General features: G+C 62.7%; 14 protein-coding genes. All 14 read left to right on the plus strand.

Annotated features, from left to right (window positions below; all coding sequences use genetic code 11):
• The first annotated feature begins 61 nt into the window (after positions 1-61).
• The 14 genes from NTZ43_09020 to NTZ43_09085 all read left to right on the plus strand — a co-directional run bounded on the left by NTZ43_09020 (position 62) and on the right by NTZ43_09085 (position 18727).
• On the plus strand, positions 62-2950 hold the full coding sequence (locus NTZ43_09020; protein MCX5767347.1) for a DPP IV N-terminal domain-containing protein: 2889 nt from the start codon (positions 62-64) through the stop codon (positions 2948-2950).
• A 203-nt stretch (positions 2951-3153) separates the two neighbouring features.
• Positions 3154-4731, plus strand: a complete 1578-nt coding sequence (locus NTZ43_09025; protein ID MCX5767348.1) for an ATP-binding protein — start codon at positions 3154-3156, stop codon at positions 4729-4731.
• A complete protein-coding gene (locus NTZ43_09030; protein ID MCX5767349.1) occupies positions 4731-6101 on the plus strand; it encodes a sigma-54 dependent transcriptional regulator in 1371 nt (456 codons plus the stop codon). Before NTZ43_09025 ends, NTZ43_09030 begins: the two co-directional genes overlap by 1 nt.
• Positions 6098-6766, plus strand: a complete 669-nt coding sequence (locus NTZ43_09035; GenBank protein ID MCX5767350.1) for a response regulator transcription factor — start codon at positions 6098-6100, stop codon at positions 6764-6766. Before NTZ43_09030 ends, NTZ43_09035 begins: the two co-directional genes overlap by 4 nt.
• Positions 6767-6776: 10 nt before the next feature.
• On the plus strand, positions 6777-8237 hold the full coding sequence (locus NTZ43_09040; protein MCX5767351.1) for a HAMP domain-containing sensor histidine kinase: 1461 nt from the start codon (positions 6777-6779) through the stop codon (positions 8235-8237).
• 403 nt (positions 8238-8640) lie between these two features.
• Positions 8641-9354: an energy transducer TonB gene (locus tag NTZ43_09045; protein MCX5767352.1), complete on the plus strand. Its 714-nt coding sequence runs from the start codon at positions 8641-8643 to the stop codon at positions 9352-9354.
• 33 nt (positions 9355-9387) lie between these two features.
• Complete coding sequence (locus NTZ43_09050) at positions 9388-10125, plus strand: MotA/TolQ/ExbB proton channel family protein (GenBank protein ID MCX5767353.1); 738 nt, start codon at positions 9388-9390, stop codon at positions 10123-10125.
• Between the two features lie 32 nt (positions 10126-10157).
• The gene (locus NTZ43_09055; GenBank protein ID MCX5767354.1) at positions 10158-10631 is read left to right on the plus strand and encodes a biopolymer transporter ExbD; all 474 of its coding nucleotides are present in this window, start codon (positions 10158-10160) and stop codon (positions 10629-10631) included.
• The gene (locus NTZ43_09060) at positions 10631-11074 is read left to right on the plus strand and encodes a biopolymer transporter ExbD (GenBank protein MCX5767355.1); all 444 of its coding nucleotides are present in this window, start codon (positions 10631-10633) and stop codon (positions 11072-11074) included. Before NTZ43_09055 ends, NTZ43_09060 begins: the two co-directional genes overlap by 1 nt.
• A gap of 73 nt (positions 11075-11147) precedes the next feature.
• Positions 11148-11963, plus strand: a complete 816-nt coding sequence (locus NTZ43_09065; protein MCX5767356.1) for a hypothetical protein — start codon at positions 11148-11150, stop codon at positions 11961-11963.
• A gap of 157 nt (positions 11964-12120) precedes the next feature.
• Positions 12121-13587 carry an amino acid permease gene (locus NTZ43_09070; protein MCX5767357.1) on the plus strand — a complete coding sequence of 489 codons (1467 nt, stop codon included), beginning with the start codon at positions 12121-12123 and terminating at the stop codon, positions 13585-13587.
• Between the two features lie 67 nt (positions 13588-13654).
• Positions 13655-15835 carry a sodium-translocating pyrophosphatase gene (locus tag NTZ43_09075; protein MCX5767358.1) on the plus strand — a complete coding sequence of 727 codons (2181 nt, stop codon included), beginning with the start codon at positions 13655-13657 and terminating at the stop codon, positions 15833-15835.
• A 136-nt stretch (positions 15836-15971) separates the two neighbouring features.
• Entirely contained in the window at positions 15972-17474 is a 1503-nt protein-coding gene (locus NTZ43_09080; protein MCX5767359.1) for an amino acid permease, read from the plus strand.
• Positions 17471-18727 (plus strand): dicarboxylate/amino acid:cation symporter, encoded by a 1257-nt coding sequence (locus NTZ43_09085; protein MCX5767360.1) that lies wholly within the window; start codon positions 17471-17473, stop codon positions 18725-18727. Before NTZ43_09080 ends, NTZ43_09085 begins: the two co-directional genes overlap by 4 nt.
• Positions 18728-18762: the final 35 nt, after the last annotated feature.

Below are 18762 nucleotides of genomic sequence, written 5' to 3' on the forward strand. Positions count from 1 at the left end.
GGGGCATGGCATTTGTCGCGAGACAGTGTCCGGTCAGCACCTAATCGCAGGGATTCCTCGCATGAGATCGCCACGCTGCTTCGCGCCGTCCGTACGTCGCATTCTTCAGCTCTCGGCGGGGATGGCGCTCGTGGCGTGCGCGGCCACGGCGTCCGTCGCCCACGCGCAGGTGCTCCCGCCGAATCCAAACGGCCCCCAGGCCAACTGGGCGCTCTTTGAAAAGTTTAGTACTCCGAATGCGCGGTTGCTCTCGTATAGCACCACGATTTCCCCACGGTGGATCGGTCAGACCGATTCGCTCTTTTATAGCTGGCGCGATCACACGGGCGAGCATTGGTACCTCGTGAACGCCACTACGCACGTCAAGAAGCCGCTCTTTGATCAAGCCAAGCTGGCCACCCAGCTCACCGTGCTGCGCAAAAAGGCCATCGACGCCTTCGCCCTCAACGAGCTGTTCACCGTCGTGAATATCACGAAGGATCACAAGCATTTCCGCTTCGCGGTTGACAGTCAACGCTTCAACTGGAACATCGCCACCGAAACGCTCACCAGCATGGGGCTGTATCGCGGTGCCCAGGATTCGCTGATGACGAAGGATGAAGAAGTGGACGCCGCGTTGGCGGCGAATGGCCGCGCCGGCGGAGGCGGTGGGCGCGGGGCAACAGCTGCCGGTGGTCGAGGCGCGGTTCCCGATATTCGTAACTGGGCGCCCGACAGTTCGGCGTTCGTCTTTGCGCGCAACCACAATCTGTATCTGTGGGAGAAAGCGAAGGGCGATACCGTCCAGATCACGCACGATGGTATGGAGAAGTTCAGCTACGCGGGCGGAGGCGGCCGTGGTGGGCAACAGGACACGACGCAGCAGGTGGTTGAAGAAACACTAGATGCGGCGGCCGCGGCCGCGCGCCCGTCTCGGCCGACCCTCACTTGGTCGCTCGACTCAAAGGCGTTTCACATCACCCGCACCGATAACCGCGGCGTCAAAAACATGTTCCTCGTGCGCTCGCTCACGGCGCCGCGCCCCACGCTCATGCAGTACACGTACCCGATGCCGGGCGAAGACAGCATCCCCAAGCCGGAGCTGTGGACGTACCTGCGCGGGGAGAAAGAAGTGAAAAGAGCGCCGCTGGATCGGTGGCGCGATCAGCGCATCGTTGCCTCCGGCCAGGTGGGCGTGACACAGCAGGGAGGGCGTGGTGGCGGCGGTGGCGGCGCAGGCGGCGCGCAGGCGGTCACGAACTACTGGATGGGGAAGACCAGTTCGACCATCCGGGTGGTACGTCGCGATCGCTTGCAACGCAATGTGGAGTTCGTGGAACTCGACGTCGCGACCGGCAAGACGAAAGTGTTGTTGACCGACTCCAAGGGCGACGTTGGATCGCTGGAACTGCAATCGCCGATCTACGTGAAGTCGGGCGGCGACTTCCTCTGGTTCTCCGAGCGCGACGGCTGGGGGCACTACTATCTGTATAGCTACGATGGCACGCTCAAACGGCAGTTGACGTCGGGCGAGTGGCGCGCCGATGCCATTATTGGCATCGATAGTCTGAAGGGCGTTGCGTACATCCGGGGGCAGGGCCGCGAGCCGGGTGAGAATCTCTACAATACGCATTTGTATCGCGTGAATCTCGCGGACGGCGCCACGACGCTGCTCGACCCAGGCAACGCCTCGCACGCATCCACCCGTTCAGAGAATTTCCGTTGGATCGTGGATCAGTCGTCCCGCGTGGACACCGTGCCGCGTGTGCAACTGCGCGATGGAACCACGGGTAAGGTGGTGCTTGATCTCGAAACCGCTGATCTCTCGCGCCTGCGGGAAGCGGGGTGGAAGTTTCCCGAGACGTTCGAAACGCTCGCCGCCGATGGCGTGACGAGAATCTTTGGCAATCTGTGGAAGCCATTCGACTTCGACTCCACTAAGAAGTACCCGGTGATTGCCAATGTGTATCCGGGGCCGCAGACCGAATCGGTCAACGGAACCTTCAATGCCACGGCAGCGCCCCAACAGTTGGCGCAGTTGGGCTTCATCGTCATCCAAATCGGGAACCGCGGCGGCACGCCCGCGCGCTCGAGCATGTATCAGGACTTTAGCTACTTCGACATGCGCGATTACGCGCTCGCCGATAAGAAAACCGGCATCGAACAGCTCGCCTCGCGCCATAAATGGATCGACCTCGATCGCGTGGGCATCTTTGGCCACTCGGGCGGCGGCTTCCTGACGGCAGCCGCATTGCTGCTGCCGCCGTACAACGAGTTCTTCAAGGTGGGCGTCAGCGAATCGGGCAACCACGACAACAACATCTACAACAACAACTGGTCCGAGCAGTACCACGGCCTGAAGTGGGTCGCGGCATCGGACACGGCGCGTCTCACCGCAGAAGCACGCTCCAAGGGACGTTCCGCCGACTTCGCGGCAGGCGCCGCCATCGTCACCACGGAACTTGGGGGGCGCGGAGCTGGGGCTGGTCGTGGTGGCGTCGGCACGGGTGGCCGAGGAGGCGTGGGGACAGGAGGTCGCGGTGTGGTGACCGGCGGGAGAAGTGGTGGCACCGGGGGCACCGGGGGCACCGGCGGAGCCGCAGGGCGTGGAGCGACCGTCGCGGACACCACGGCGACGCGTGCAGCCGGCGCACCCGTTGCAGCACCAGACAGCGTGTTCTGGATCTACGTGCCCACGAACATCGACATTGCGAACAATCTCAAGGGCAAGCTGCTCCTCGAGACGGGCGATGAAGACAACAACGTGAGCCCCAGCAACACGATCCGCCTGATCAATGCGCTCATTCTGAGTGGCAAGCGGTTCGACTTTATGCTCTATCCTGGCCAGCCGCATGCGTACGGTCCGATGGCGCCATACGCATTTCAGTTGCAGGCGGAGTATTTCGCGGAGTTCCTGCTCGGCGATCGCAGTTTCCGTATGAGCGCGGATTTCAAGAAACACACGCCCTAACCATCCGTTCCGCGTCCGAGGACGAGGCGCGGGACCGGAAACTTCTATAAGGCTGTTCGAAAACGGGCGATTCCTCAGAATCGCCCGTTTTCTCGTATTATGGCGGCATCGGTCATCTTGTCCGATCCGACGTTCAGGCCTAGCTTCTTTACAGGTAAGGCGGCTGTTCGCCGCGCCTCCCTTTCCGTGCGAGCCAGCGCCCTGTGAGTCCATCGGCCACCTCATCGTCGCATCCGGGCGGAGCTCCCGCCGGCGCATTGCCAGCGCTGGTTGAGATGATCTCCGAGCTGGCCTCGAGTCGGTCACTCGAAGCCAACGTGGTGCGTTGCCTGACGATCCTCAGCAACGCATTGTCGGCGACTGAGGCAACCGTGTGGCTCCGCGCGGGTGACGCGCTGGTGCGCGCGTGGGGCGTCGGGGAAAGCTCGCTCGACGTCGACACCGTCATTGCTGCGCTGCAACCGGCGTCCGGCGATGTGTTGGTGCGTGCGCTCTCCATTGGCGAGACCGGTCATGCGGGCGCCGACGACGCCGTAACGGCGGGTTTGCTCGCCGTGCGAACACCACGCCCGCTGACCACGGACGAGGTCGTACTCATGACGGCGCTGGCCAATCTGCTGTGGCCTGCGCTGGCCCATGCGGAACGCAGCCGGATGCTCGAGGTTGAGGTCGAGGCGCGCACCGCCGAAATCGAACGCGAACGGCGCTTTACCGAAAAGATCATCGACGCGCTGCCGGTGGGCTTGTACGTGATCGACCGCGAATACCGAATCCAAGCGTGGAATCGCAAACGCGAAACGGGGATGCAGGGTGTGAGCCGCGAGGAGGCCATCGGCCGCACCATCTTTGAAATTCTCCATCGCCAGCCGTCCGAGATGTTGCGTCGCGAGTTCGACGACGTGTTTACTACCGGCCGAATTCAGGAATACCAGATGGAGTCGCTCGCCACGGGCGAGCTTCGCACGTATCGCATCACCAAAATTCCGATGCGCCTCGGCAGCTCGACGGTGACGCATGTCATCACGACCGGCGAAGACGTCACCGATTGGAAAGAAGCACAGCTGCGATTTGCACAGGCCGAAAAACTCGCCGCCATTGGTCAGCTGGCCGCCGGCGTGATGCACGAAATCAATAATCCGCTCGCCACGATCGCCGCCTGTGCCGAAAGTTTGGGGTTCAAGCTCGACGATGTCAAAAAAGCGGGGAGCGCGATTCCTGCAGACGCCGCCGAGTATCTCCAGATCATCGACAACGAAGTGTCGCGCTGTAAGCAGATCGTGGACGGCCTGCTCGACTTTAGCCGGCCCAAGCAGGCGTACAAGGAACGGGTCGACCTCAACGAGGCCATCGATCGCACGCTGTTGTTGCTCAAGCACCACGTGCGGTTCAAGCGGCTCACCGTGAACACCGAACTCGACCGCACGATTTCGCGTATCCCGCAGGCCAATGCGGAGCAGCTCGTGCAGGTGTTCATGGCGCTACTGCTGAATGCGATGGATGCGATGGGCGATCGCGGTGTCGTCACCATCCGCACGCGTCGTGGCGCGAGTGTCGAAGAGGGCGCCATCGCCGAGGTGGTGGACCAGGGTCACGGGATTGCGAGGTCCGAGCTCTCAAAAATTTTCGAACCATTCTATACCACCAAGGCGCCGGGGCGTGGCACCGGGCTCGGCCTGTCCATTTGCTATGGCATCATGCACGAACATGGCGGGCGCATCGAAGTCGATAGCGTCTTAGGGCAGGGGACCACCTTCCGTCTGATCTTGCCGACGGTTGCCTGATGACGCACGCGGAGACACCGATCAAGATCCTGATTGCCGAGGATGAGACGCCGCTCCGGGATGTCTTGCAGGACTATCTCGTAGGGCGCGGCCATAAGGTGACGGTGTCGGCCGACGGTCGCGAGGCCCTGCGCGCATTGCGAAGCCAGCCGTTCGACGTGGCACTCCTCGACATCGTCATGCCCGAGCTGGACGGGCTCGACGTGCTACGGCTCGTACGCGAGGATCCGACGCCACCGGAGTGCATCATCACCACCGGCAACGGCACCATCGATACCGCAATCGCGGCGATGCGATTGGGGGCATACGATTACGTGTCGAAGCCATATCGCATGGCAGAACTCGACGTGCTGGTGCGACGGGCGTTTGAGAAACGGCAGCTCGCGGGCAATCAGCGGCGACTCGTCACGCGGCTGTCACACCTCGACCGTCCGCATGAAATGACCACGGTGTTCGCGCCGCTCCAAGCGGTGCTCGCCGCGGCGCGTCGTGCGGCCGCGGGTGATCAGCCAGTGTTGATTATCGGCGAAACGGGCACCGGCAAGACGGCACTCGCCCGCCTGCTGCACGCGCATTCGTCGCGGCCCGACGGTCCCGTGCTGGAGGCGTCCTGTTCGGCCATGCCGTTCGGGCGTGCCGAGGTGGAGCTGTTCGGCGTCGAGCGCGGCGCTGCGGAACTCTCGGCGCCGCCGACGTCGGGATGTGTGGAGCTCGCGGCGGGCGGCACGTTGATTCTCGAGGATATCGGGCAACTCGAGTTGGCGGCGCAGCCGCTGCTCACCGAAGCGCTCGTGCAGCGCACCTTTCGGCGGGTGGGATCGCGCGTCCGCATTGAGATGGAAGCGCGCGTGGTGGCAACGTCACGCATGGAGCTTGCTCACGCGATTGTCGGTGGGTCGCTTCGCACCGATCTCGTCGCGGCGCTCGCCCACGTGACGTTACGGCTGCCGCCGCTCCGTGATCGCCTCGTCGATGTGCCGCTCCTCGCGCGCGAGTTTGTGTCGGAACTGGGCGGCGCGCGCGGCCCCACGATTGCTGACGAGGCGATCAGTACGCTGCAACGGTACAGCTGGCCCGGCAATCTCAGCGAGTTACGCAATGTGCTTGAGCGCGCCGTATTGCTCGCCGGCGGCGGTATCATTCATGCGCACGATCTGCCGCTCCCGCCGGACGTGCTGCAGGCGACGACGGCGGATGACGCCCCACTCGCCCTCGCGGAAGTCGAGCGCCGACACATCTTAGCCGTGCTGCAACGCGCGGGCTGGCATCAGGGGCGGGCCGCGCAGCTGCTCGGTCTGTCGGTGAAGACGCTCTATCGCAAGATTCGCGAATACGGGTTTGAACGCCCCCATTCCGGAACGTCCGCGTGAAAGTACTCGTGATTGAGGACGACCCCACGGTTGGGCAGTTCGTCAAACGTGGGCTCGAAGAACAGCGCTGGAGCGTGGATCTCGTTGCCAATGGCGAGGAAGGCGAAGCGCTGGCGCAGTCGCAGCCGTACGACCTCGTGGTGCTCGATATGCGACTGCCAGGGCGCTCGGGAATCGACGTGTTACGCAATCTCCGCGCGCGTGGCTTTGAGCGCCCCGTGCTCGTGCTCACCGCGCAGGACGCCATTGACGCCAAGGTCGAGACGCTCCGCGCCGGCGCCGATGACTACGTCACCAAGCCGTTTGCCTTTGAGGAACTGCTCGCCCGCGTCGAAGCGTTGGCTCGACGCCCGCGCGCGATCGTGGCCCCCGTGCTGAAGGTCGCCGATTTGCAACTGGATCTCGACGCACGCGAAGTGCGGCGCGGCACCACGTTGGTGGAATTGACCCCCAAGGAATACCTCGTCCTGGAATACTTGGTGCGCCACGCGGGTCGCGTGATGAGTCGGACGCTGATCACGGAGTACGCGTGGGGGTATCACTTCGACCCCGGGACCAACGTGGTGGACGTCGTCATCAACCATCTGCGAAAAAAGATCGACGTAGGGCACGGCAAGAAGTTGATCGCCACGGTGCGCGGCGTCGGCTACGTGATCAAGGCGTAAGGCGTCTCCCGTGAGATCGATTCGCACGCGCATTAGTATTGCCTTCACCCTCGCGCTCGTCGGCACCCTAGGCGCGATGACGTTGATCGTGCGGTCGCAGCGCAAGAGTGTGGTGGAGGAAGACCTGCGCGAGCGCGCGCACGTGTACGCGTCGATCGCCATTGAAGTCCTGTCGGGCTCGGGGATCGGCGACTCACCGGTCTTTCTGTATAACATGACGCGATCCGGCAGCCAGCAGATTGCCGTGGGTTCGCTCAGCCCCCGCGTCAAAGTGCTGCTCGAAACGCTGCCGGCGTATGTCATCGTCACCGATTCCGATCACGTGGTGTTCGCCTCTCAGCGCGTCATGCGACTCCGTGACCGCGAGCGCGAGGACCAACTCTTCCGGAACGCTCCGCTCATCTCGCCCCGGCTCAAGCCCATCGTGCCGCTCGACAGCGACGTGGTGCTGCTCGCCGAGCGCATGGATGTTCCGCGTCAGGGGCAGGCGCGACGCTCGGTGATCGTGGGCATGTCGTTGAAGCCGGTGGAGGACGCGACGCGCGAGGTGGTGCGTTCGATGACGATGAGTGGCGCGGTGATCCTCCTCTTGTCGCTGGTCATTGCGTGGATGATCACCGGCCGCTTGCAGCACATTGATCGCATGGTGGACGACGTGGAAGCCATCAGCGACGGGCGCTCGTTGCACCGGCGAATCCCCGTGGAGCACGACGGCGATGAAATCGGCCGCCTCGGCACCACGCTTAACGCCATGATTGCGCGCCTCGAAGTGTCGTTCGCGGCATTGCGCCGCTTTACGGCGGACGCCAGCCACGAGTTGAAGACGCCGCTCACCGTGCTGCGTGCCGACATCGAACGCGCCATGACCGCGCCGGCCAGGGGCACCGAGCAACTCGTGGCGCTCGAGGAAGCGCTACAGGAAACCACGCGTATGGCCGACCTCGTGGAATCCTTGCTCACGTTGGCACGAGCGGACGAAGGGCGTTTTGATCTTCACCGCGAACCGGTGGAACTCGATGCGCTCGCGCGCGACGTCGGCGAAACTGCGCATATCCTCGGCGAGACCGGGGGTCACGAGGTGCTGACCACCAACTTCGTGCCCGTGACCGTGCTCGGCGACCGCGTGCGCTTGCGGCAGCTTTTTCTGAATCTCATCACCAACGCCATCAAGTACACGCCGAAGGGTGGGCAGGTGGAACTCGTGCTTGAGGTTCGAGAGGGGATGGCAGCGTTTAGTGTTCGCGACACCGGTATTGGCATTGCCGGCGCCGATCTGCCCTTCATTTTTGACCGGTTTTGGCGCGTGGACCGCGCGCGCTCTCGGACAGAGCGCGGCGGGGTCGGGCTCGGATTGGCGATTAGTCAGTACATCGCGCAGGCGCACGGCGGTTCGATCACCGTGGCGTCGCGAATGGGGCGCGGGAGCACCTTTACCGTGAGCATTCCGGTCGCCCCGAGTCCTGAGGCGTAGGCACGCCGACCGTCGTCGCTGAATCCGGCGCGGCGCAATCAAAGCGTAATCCGCATGACAGGAGAACCTCACGCACTCCGGTGTGGAGTTCTCATCTGCGTTGTGTATCGTCTAGTAGCACCTCGTCAAGCACCTCGTCAAGCACCTCGTCAGGAGGGCAACGAACATCGAGCTGGAGGGCGAGTTCAGCGTTATGAGGGGGTCCGCGCGTAGGACAACTCGTGGACAAGCCGTGAGAAGGGCCGTTTTGGAATAAGGGTTACTGCGCGAAGGCCGGGGAATGCTAACGCCCACTTAAGGAATTCTTAATGTTGGCCTATTTCCGTCCGGCTGGCCCTTATGGTAGCTTCTCCCACCGTGGGCACTGTATGATCGGTTCACTCGACTAGTCAGGGGTCGCATCTTGCTCAACAACCTGCTGGAGTCAAAGCCGCAAAAACAGAAGAGCACCGGCGGTACTATCGCCAGTGTGATTCTGCACACCGTGATGATCATCTTCGGGGCGTACGCAACACTGAACGCCGGCAAAATCAAGGAAAAGCTTGAGCAGAAGATTGATTTCATGGAAGTGAAGAAGGACGAGCCGCCTCCGCCAAAGGACGAGCCCAAGCCGCCGCCACCCGATGTGACGGCAGCGCCGCCGCCGCCGAAGGGGTTCCAGGTGCTGACCGCGCCGGTGAACATTCCTGACGTGCTGCCGGAAATCGATCTCACCAAGAAGATGACGAACGAAGCGGACTTCACCGGCAAGGGTGTGGCCGGTGGCCGCGAAAAGGGTGTGGCCGGTGGCGTCGCGCAGGCGATCAACAACGATCAACCGTTGTTTGAGTTCCAGGTGGAAAAGCCGGTCATGCAGGCGCCGGGATCAGCGCAGCCGCGCTACCCCGACATCCTGAAATCGGCCGGTGTCGAAGGCGAAGTGTTGGCGCAGTTTGTCGTGGACACGTTGGGACGTGCCGAAGTGAACACCTATAAGGTGCTCAAGACGTCGCATGAGTTGTTCGCATCGGCAGTGCGCAACGCACTACCGAACATGAAGTTCCTGCCGGCCGAAGTGGGCGGGCGCAAGGTGAAGCAGCTCGTGCAGCAGCCGTTCGTCTTCGCGATTTCCAAGTAATCTTCCGTCGTTCCAACGTTTTCTGAGGCTCAAATGAATCTCTCCCTGATCGAGCTCTACAATCAGATGGGCGGCTTCGCCAAGGGCATCGTGTACGTCCTGGCGATCATGTCGATCTACTCGCTGTCCATCATGCTCCAGAAGTGGTGGTACCTGAAGAGCGCGCAGACCGAGACGCGGAAGTTCGCGCCCGAGTTCTCGCAGTTCCTCGAAGAAGACAACCTCACCGAGGCGATCAACCTCGCCGTCGGCTACAAGAAGTCGCACGTCGCTCGCGTGCTGGGCAACGCGCTCTCCGAAATCAAGCCGCTCATTCAGGACGGCTCGGTGACGGTCGCCGACATCAACTCGGCCGAACGCGCCATTGAACGTGAAATGCTGATGACGCTCGTGCTCATCAAGCGCGGCCTGGGCGTGCTCGCGACGGTTGGCGCCACGGCGCCGTTCGTCGGTCTGCTCGGAACGACGATGGGTATCGTGAATGCCTTCACGGGCATGGCCGCGGGCGGCGGTGGTGGTATCGCCTCGATCGCCGGCGGTGTGGCCGAAGCCCTTATCACGACCGCGTTCGGTCTGCTCGTGGCCATTCCGGCGGTGTGGGCGTACAACTACTTCCAGACCAAGATCGATAACATCACGGCCGAAATGACGTATTCGTCGAAGGAAATGATCGACTACCTCATCAAGGGCGTCTCGGGCGAGTTCGGCCGTAGCCGCTTTACCCGTGAGTTCAATACCGCCGCGCAGAACGCCGGCAAGTCCGCGGTCTGATCTAGCCCCAATTCCTCCACGGAGAATATCCGATGGCGATGTCGATGGGTGGGGGCGGAATCAAGGCCGAACCGAACGTGACGCCGATGATCGACGTGATGCTCGTGTTGCTGATCATCTTCATGATCGTAATCCCGCAGATCAACGCGGGCTTCGCCGCGATTCCGCCGCAAGGCGCGAATTTGAAACCGCATCCGGAAGAGGATAACGACCAAATCCTCGGCCTCGATGCGGAGGGTCACTACTACCTGAACAAGAAGCCGATCAAGACCGAGGACGTCGCGACCGCCGTCAAGGCGATCTATGACGTACGCACCATCGACAAGATCATGTACGTGAAGGCCCATAAGGACCTCAAGTACGAAAAGGTCATCGATGCCCTCGATCTCATCTCGCGCAATGGTGTGCGTGTGACGGGCTTCATCACGGATCAGAAGCCAGGCACCTCTTCGGTCGTGCCAGGGGATAACCTCTCTGAAATCATGAAGAAGAAGGAGACCCCCTAATGTCTATGTCCGCAGGCGGCGACGCGGGGCTGACCAACGAGCCCAACGTCACTCCAATGATCGACGTGCTCCTCGTACTGCTCATCATTTTCATGATGATCATCCCGATGAGCCGGAAGGCGATCGACGTGCAGCTGCCGGACCCGACGCCCGCTGTGGCGCCGGCCAACTCGGTGTCGAATCAGATCGTCCTCGAAGTGTTGCCCGGCGCCACCGGCGCCGAGTATGCCGTCAATCGTGAAAAGGTGGCGGCTGACAAGCTGCAGTCACGGTTGAAGGACATTTACGATCCGCGCCCTGAGAAGATCATTTTCATCAAGGGCGATCCCGAGGTGACGTTCCAAGACGTGATCTTCGCGATGGATGCCGCGCGTGGCGGCGGCGTGAAGGTTATTGGTGCGGCTCCCAAGGACGCGGCAAAGGACGCTGGCAAGAAGAAATAGCGCAGCATCCGTATTTTTTGACGCGGCGGGCGAACCTTTTTGGGTTCGCCCGCCGTATCATTATCTGACCCTCATGACCGAAACCTCTACTCCCGCTCGACGGCCCTACCGGCCGTACCGGCCGCCCGTCGGCATTCCGCTGCCGCGCGAAAATCGCGCCGGCAGCGCCGTGGCGTCGCTGTTTTTTCACCTGATGATCATCTTCCTGCTCATCGGCCCCTTCTGGGTGCACGAACTGCTCGTCCCTGAGGAACATGGGGCTGGCGGGGCGGGGCCACGCGGTGGCGGTGGTGGCGGCAATGGCGGCACCGGTGGCGTGGTGCAGGAACGCGTCCGTTACATGCAGGTCGCGCCGCCTCCGCCGCAGCCAACCGCTGTGCCGGTGCCAGTGGTTCCGCCCCCAGTGATCAAACCACCGGAGCCCGAAAAGCCGAAGCCAGAGCCCCCGAAGGCGCAGCCACAACCCGAGGCGACCAAGGACGCGTCGCTGGTTGCCGGCACCGGGGGCGGAACTGGCCACGACGGCACCGCCGGAACTGGCCCCGGAACCGGAGGTGGCGTCGGCTCGGGGGTTGGAACCGGGCGCGGGTCAGCCAACGGCCCTGGCACGGGCGGGGGCGACGGGCGCGTGTTCCCACCGCAGCTGGTCCAGCTTCCGTTGCTCCCGCTCCCAGTGCCGTCCAAGGTGCGTCCGTACCATCTGGTGGCCAAGTTCGAAATCGACGAAAAAGGAAACGCGCGTCTCCTCGACTGGAATCCCAGCAAGGATTCCGATTACAACAAGAAGGTCAAGGCGATGCTCGAGGACATGCGCTTTCGCGCCGCCGTGAAGCCAGACGGAACGCCGGTGAAAGACATTTACTACGTCACCGCGGACGCTCCCGCGTAGCTGACGATTTCTGGATCCGCTGCGGCCTGTTCCGGCGGAGTATTTGTGAATGCCGAGGCCCCGGCTCAGCGGGTCGAATTGGGCTGTGGCGGTCTGGCCTAACCCGCGCCCGTGCAGTAACTTCCGACGATTATTCCGGAACCTTTTCGGGCACAAAATGACCAAGCCTGCAGGCGGTAGCGGCGAGTTCGTCAAGGCCATGACGCTGACCGACGCGACGATGCTCGTCGCGGGGTCGATGGTCGGCTCCGGCATCTTCATCGTTTCGGCTGATATCAGTCGAACGTTGGGATCGCCGGGCTGGCTGCTGATTGCCTGGGCACTCACCGCCGTGATCACGGTGCTCGGTGCGCTCGCGTATGGCGAGTTGGCGGCGATGTATCCACGCGCCGGCGGGATGTACACCTTCCTCCGCGAATCCATGGGCCCGCTTATGGGCTTTTTGTACGGATGGACGCTGTTCCTCGTGATTCAGACGGGAACCATCGCGGCCGTCGCCGTCGGGTTCGGCAAGTTCTTGGGTGTGTTGCTCCCCGCCATCTCGCCGGAACGCTTCAGTTGGTTCCCGCAGGCGAACATCACGGTCGGCGGATCAACGGTTGAACTCGGTCTTTCCACACAGCGCCTGATGGCGTTGGCTTCCATCTGGGTGCTGACGTGGATTAATCTGCGCGGCGTGAAGCAGGGGAAGATGGTGCAGACGACGCTCACGTTTGTCAAAACGGCGTCGTTGGCGTTGCTGGTGCTTCTGGCCGTCACCATCGGCCGGAACAGCGAAGCGATCGCCGCCAACTTTGGCCCTGGCAAGTGGTTCGCTGGGACGCCGGCCTGGAGCGCGCTCTTCGTCGTGACGTTCGGCTCGGCGCTCACGGGCTCGCTGTTCTCCGCCGATTCGTGGCATAGCCCGACGTTCGCCGCCGCTGAGGTGCAGAATCCGCAGCGCAACCTCCCGCTCGCGATGCTGTTGGGAACGGGCATGGTCATGTTGCTCTACGTGCTCACCAATGTTGGGTATTTGAGCGTCCTGCCCATTCATGGTGTGGCCGATGGTGCCACGGTCATGGCGCGCGGCATCGACCACGCGTCGCAGGATCGCGTGGCCACGGCGGTCATGGAAAGCATGTTTGGTGTTGGCGGCGGCATGGTGATGGCGGTCGCGATTCTCATCTCCACGTTTGGCTGCAACAACGGGCTCATCCTGAGCGGCGCGCGCGTCTATTGGGCGATGGCCAAGGACGGGCTCTTTTTTGCCAAGGCAGGTGACCTCAGCAAGAATGGCGTGCCGGCCTACGCCCTCGTGTTGCAGTCGGTCTGGTGCAGCATTCTGTGCTTGACGGGCACCTACAACCAGTTGCTGGACTATGTGGTGTTTGCGGCGCTGCTCTTCTATGCGTTGACCACGATCGGCTTGTTTATTCTGCGCGTGAAGCGTCCCAATGAAGCGCGACCGTACAAGGCCATCGGCTATCCAGTGCTGCCGGCGCTCTACATCCTGCTGGCGTCCGGCGTGGCGGTGACGTTGCTCATGGCCGACAAGACGCGCCTGCAGTCGCTGGCGGGGCTCGCGATCGTATTGCTCGGCGTCCCCGTGTACCTGTTGTGGCGGAAACCCTCCGCCGTGTAGTTCTGTCCCGCGGGCGGGCGCATTGTGCGCTCGTCGGCATTGTTGAATCCCCTTACTGCCTCATGTAATGCCTTCGCAGTCAACCTTGCTGATGATCATTCTGGGCGTGTCGGTCGGCGCCCTCGTGTTCGCCGTCGGGCTCGCGCGCTGGGTGCTCGCGCGTAGCACCGGCACGCCGGAGATGCGGAAGATCTCCGATGCCATCCAGACGGGCGCCGAAGCCTATCTACGGCGCCAGAACAAGACCATCGCGATGCTCGCGGTGCTGGTGGCCGCCGTCCTCGCCATCGGCTACGGCGTGCTTCGTTCGCACGTCGAATCCGATCCGGTGAGTGACCCGAAAGTCTTCGCGGTCTTCATCACCCTCTCCTTCCTCTTGGGCGCGCTGAGCTCCGGCATTGCGGGCTACATGGGAATGTGGGTGTCGATCCGCACGAACATTCGTGTGGCCGCTGCGGCGACCACGTCGCTGAACGCGGCGCTGCAGACGGCGCTGCGCGGCGGTGCGGTGTCGGGGCTCTTCACCGTCTCGATGTCACTGCTCGGCGTGGGCGGACTGTTTGCCATCCTGACGTTCTTTGCGCCGGCTGGCACGGACGTCTCGGTGTGGGCGACCAAAATTCCGTTCCTCATCGTCGGCTACGGTTTCGGCGCGTCGTTCGTTGCGCTGTTCGCACAGCTGGGTGGCGGCATCTACACCAAGGCCGCTGACGTCGGCGCGGACCTCGTGGGCAAGGTCGAAGCCGGCATTCCGGAAGACGATCCGCGCAATCCGGCGGTGATCGCCGATCTCGTGGGCGACAACGTCGGCGATTGTGCCGGCCGCGGCGCCGACCTGTTCGAGAGCACCGCTGCCGAAAACATCGGCGCGATGATTCTTGGCGTGCTGCTGTTCAAGTCGTTCGGCGTGGCGGGCATCCTGTTCCCGCTCGTCATTGGGTCGCTCGGCCTCGTGGCGTCGATCATCGGCGTGATGTCGGTGAGCACCACCGAAGACGCGGATCCGATGGCTGCGCTGAACCGTGGCTACTACATCACGGCGGCACTGGTGAGTGTGGCGATCTTCTTCGCCTGCAAGTGGCTGCTCGTGACGCCCGACGCACCCGATGCGTGGTGGCACTACTTCATCTGCGCGATGATCGGCGTGGCCACGTCGATCGCCTTTGTGTTCATCACGCAGTACTACACGGAATACCGCTATCGCCCGGTGCTCTCGATTGCCGAGGCCTCGCAGACCGGTCCGGCGACGAACATCATCATGGGCTTGTCGGTGGGCATGGAGTCCACGGTGTTGCCGGTGTTCACGATTGCGATTGCGCTCGTGTCGAGCTTCATGGTGGGCCGCGCAAGTGGCATCATGATCGACGGCGTGGCTGCCGGTGGCCTGTTCGGCACCGCCGTGGCCACGATGGGCATGCTTGGCACCGCCGGCTACATCTTGGCGATGGACGTGTTCGGCCCGATCACCGACAATGCCGGCGGCATCGTCGAAATGTCGAAGCAGCCGCCTGAGATTCGTGACAAGACGGACCGACTCGACTCGGTGGGCAACACCACGAAGGCGTTGACGAAGGGCTACGCGATTGGTTCGGCCGCACTGGCCGCCTTCCTGCTCTTTTCGGCGTACCTCGACGAAGTCAAGAACTACACGGGGCAGCCGCTGCATGTTGACCTGAGCAAGCCGCAGGTGTTTGTGAGCGCGCTCATCGGCGGCATGTTGGTGTTCTGGTTCTCATCGCTCGCGATGACGGCGGTGAGCAAGGCCGCGCAGAGCGTGATCACGGAAGTGCGTCGTCAGTTCAAGGAACGCCCGGGCATCATGCTGGGCACCGAAGAGCCGGATTATGCCGCGTGCGTGGACATCGTGACGGTGGGCGCCCTCAAGGCGATGGTGTTGCCTGGCTTCCTCGTGCTGGCGTTCCCCATCGGCGTGGGCTTGATCTTCAAGTTCCTCGGCGGACCGACGGAGCATCTTGGCGCTGAAGCGGTCGCCGGCTTCCTGATGATTGCGACGGTGGTTGGCATTTTGATGGCCGGCTTCCTGAACAACGGTGGCGGCGCGTGGGACAATGCCAAGAAGTACATCGAGACCGGCGTGTACGGCGGCAAGAAGTCCGACGCCCACAAGGCGGCGGTCGTCGGCGACACGGTTGGCGATCCGTTCAAGGATACCGCCGGGCCGTCGCTGCACGTGCTCATCAAGCTGCTCTCGACCATCACCCTCGTTCTCGCCCCGCTGTTCATTTGAACGGCAACAGCGAGTAGGCCGTAGACCGTATACCGTAGACCGTTCACGTAGCCAGCAGTTCTACGTGAACGGTCTACTGTCTACCAGGCACCGCCTCCTGCTGTTGGAGTAGCCCTCACAACCGGCTCTGCACCGCATGCGATCTCTCTTCAAGCGCAAGCCCATCGCCGAGATGGTGGCCGACACCGAGCATTCGGGGTTGCGCCGTACGATGGGGACCGTCGATTTGGTGATGTTGTCCATCGGCGCGGTGATCGGGGCGGGCATTTTCTCATCGATTGGCACGGCGGCGGCGGGGCAACTCGCCGCCGATGGTACCACCGTCGTGCGGTATGGCGCCGGTCCGGCGCTGGTCGTCTCGTTCGTGTTGTTGGGCGCCGTCTGTGCGCTGGCCGCGCTCTGCTACGCCGAACTCGCCGCCATGATTCCGCAGGCGGGTAGTGCCTATGCCTACTCGTACGCGACCCTCGGCGAGCTGGTGGCGTGGATCATTGGCTGGGATCTGATTCTCGAGTACGCGGTCGGGAATGTGGCGGTCGCCATTAGTTGGAGCGGCTATTTCGTCTCACTCCTTTCTGGGATTGGGGTGAATCTCCCCGAGTGGATGGTGCACGGTTACCGCGAGGTGATCCTCGCGCCACCCGACTCGCCGCTCCGCGCCCTCGTGCAGAGCGCACCGCATATCGGTGGCACGCCGGTGCTACTGAACGTGCCCGCGTTTGTGATTGTCGGACTCATTACGTGGTTGTTGGTGATTGGCGTGCGCGAAAGTACGCGGGTCAATAACGTGATGGTTGGCGTGAAGCTCGCGGTATTGGCGCTCTTTGTGATTGTTGGCGTGCAGCACATCGACACCGCGAACTACCATCCGTTTGCGCCCAACGGATTCCGCGGCATCCATCAGGGTGCGGCGATTGTGTTCTTTGCGTACATCGGGTTTGACGCCATTTCCACCGCGGCGGAAGAGACCAAGGATCCGCAGCGCACCATGCCGCGCGGAATCCTGATGGGGTTGCTCGTCTGTACCATCATCTACATCGTCGTGGGTGCGGTGGCGACGGGGTTGGTGCCGTATCAGCAGCTGCTTGCCAACGACCCGTTGTCGGAAGCGTTCAACCGCGCGGGTTTGCAGCGCTTTTCGTGGATTATTTCGCTCGGTGCCGTGGTGTCGATGAGCGCCGTGTTGTTGGTGTTTCAGTACGGTCAGCCGCGCATCTTCATGGCGATGGCGCGCGATGGCCTGTTGCCGCGGTTTGCCGCCAAGATTCACCCCAAGTTCCGCACGCCGCACATCACCACGATGATCACCGGCGCGTTCGTGGCCACGTGGGCGCTGATCGGTGATGCGGGCGAGACGTACGATCTCACCAACATTGGAACGCTGTTCGCCTTTGTGCTGGTCTGCATCGGCGTGCTGGTGCTACGGAAGACGGATCCCGATCGCCCGCGCCCGTTCCGCGTGAAGTTCGTGTGGCCGGTGGCGTTGGGCGGTGCCGCCGCGTGCGTTTTTGTTATGCGCGGTTTGCCGCCGGTGGCGTGGGAGCGGTTTGGATGGTGGCTAGTGATTGGTCTCGTGCTGTACTTCGCGTACGGATACAGAAACTCCACGCTTCGCAGCGGCTCGCCGCAACGGTCATGACTAAACCGCGCATTAGTGCCACGCAGTGGATCGCGATCTCGATGGTCCTGGGCATCGCCCTCGGCTACTTCCTTCCGGCTGCCGACCATCCGACCGTCGCGATGGTCGAGAAGGCGACGTCATCGGTGTTCCTCCGCATGATCAAGTCGCTCATTGTGCCACTGCTCTTTAGCACGCTCGTGGTCGGGATTGCGGGACATGGCGACGACATGAAGAAAGTCGGGCGCCTCGCATTCCGGTCCATTCTCTACTTTGAAGTGGTCACGACGCTGGCGCTCGTGGTAGGCCTGTTGGCGGTGAACATCATTAAGCCAGGTGTTGGCGTAAATCTCGCGGCGGCGACAGCCGATAAGGGCGCGGAGTTCGCGAAGACTGAAGTGTCGTTTGCGGGCGTGATCGAGCACATGGTGCCGCAGAGTTTCTTTGAGGCGGCCACGCACAACGAAGTGCTGCAGATCGTCTTCTTCTCCATTCTGTTCGCCGTGGGCCTCTCCCGCGTGCAGGGGAAGCCGAAGCAGGTGATGCTCGACTTCTGCGAATCGCTGTCCGAGGTGATGTTCAAGTTCGTCGGTATTGTGATGGCCTTCGCGCCGTTTGGTATTGGTGCGGCCATTGCGACGACCGTCGGGGCGAGTGGGCTGGGCGTGCTCAAGAACCTGTTTATTCTCGTCGGTACGCTGTACGGGGCCCTCATCGTATTTGTGCTCTGCGTGCTGCTTCCCATCGCGCTGCTGGCGCGGATTCCGCTCCGCGCCTTCTGGAGCCAGGTGCGGGAGCCGTGGCTGATCGCATTCTCCACGGCCTCGAGCGAGGCCGCTCTGCCGCGCGCCATGCAGGCATTGGAGAAGTTCGGCCTGCCCAAGCGCATTATCGCCTTTGTGCTTCCCACGGGCTATTCGTTCAACTTGGACGGCTCGACGCTCTATTTGGCAGTCGCGAGCATCTTCGCCGCGCAGGCCGGCGGCATCGACATGCCCATTGGGAGCCAGCTGTTGATGATGCTGACGCTCATGCTCACGTCGAAGGGCGTCGCGGCGGTGCCACGTGCGTCGCTCGTCATTCTGTCCGGCGCGCTGGCGATGTTTGGCCTTCCGCTCCAGGCGGTTGCGGTGATTCTCGGCGTGGACGCGCTGATGGATATGGCGCGAACGTCGATCAACCTCCTTGGCAACTGCCTCGCGACGGCCGTGATGGCGCGTTGGGAAGGGGAGTTCCCCGAGCACCCGGTGTCGGCGAGCGGCGAGATCGGCTAAGGCGTTTAGCGGGGGCTACGGCCTCCGCGGCGCAG

The organism is Gemmatimonadota bacterium (assembly GCA_026387915.1).
In the GTDB taxonomy this organism is placed as follows: Bacteria; Gemmatimonadota; Gemmatimonadetes; order Gemmatimonadales; family Gemmatimonadaceae; genus Fen-1231.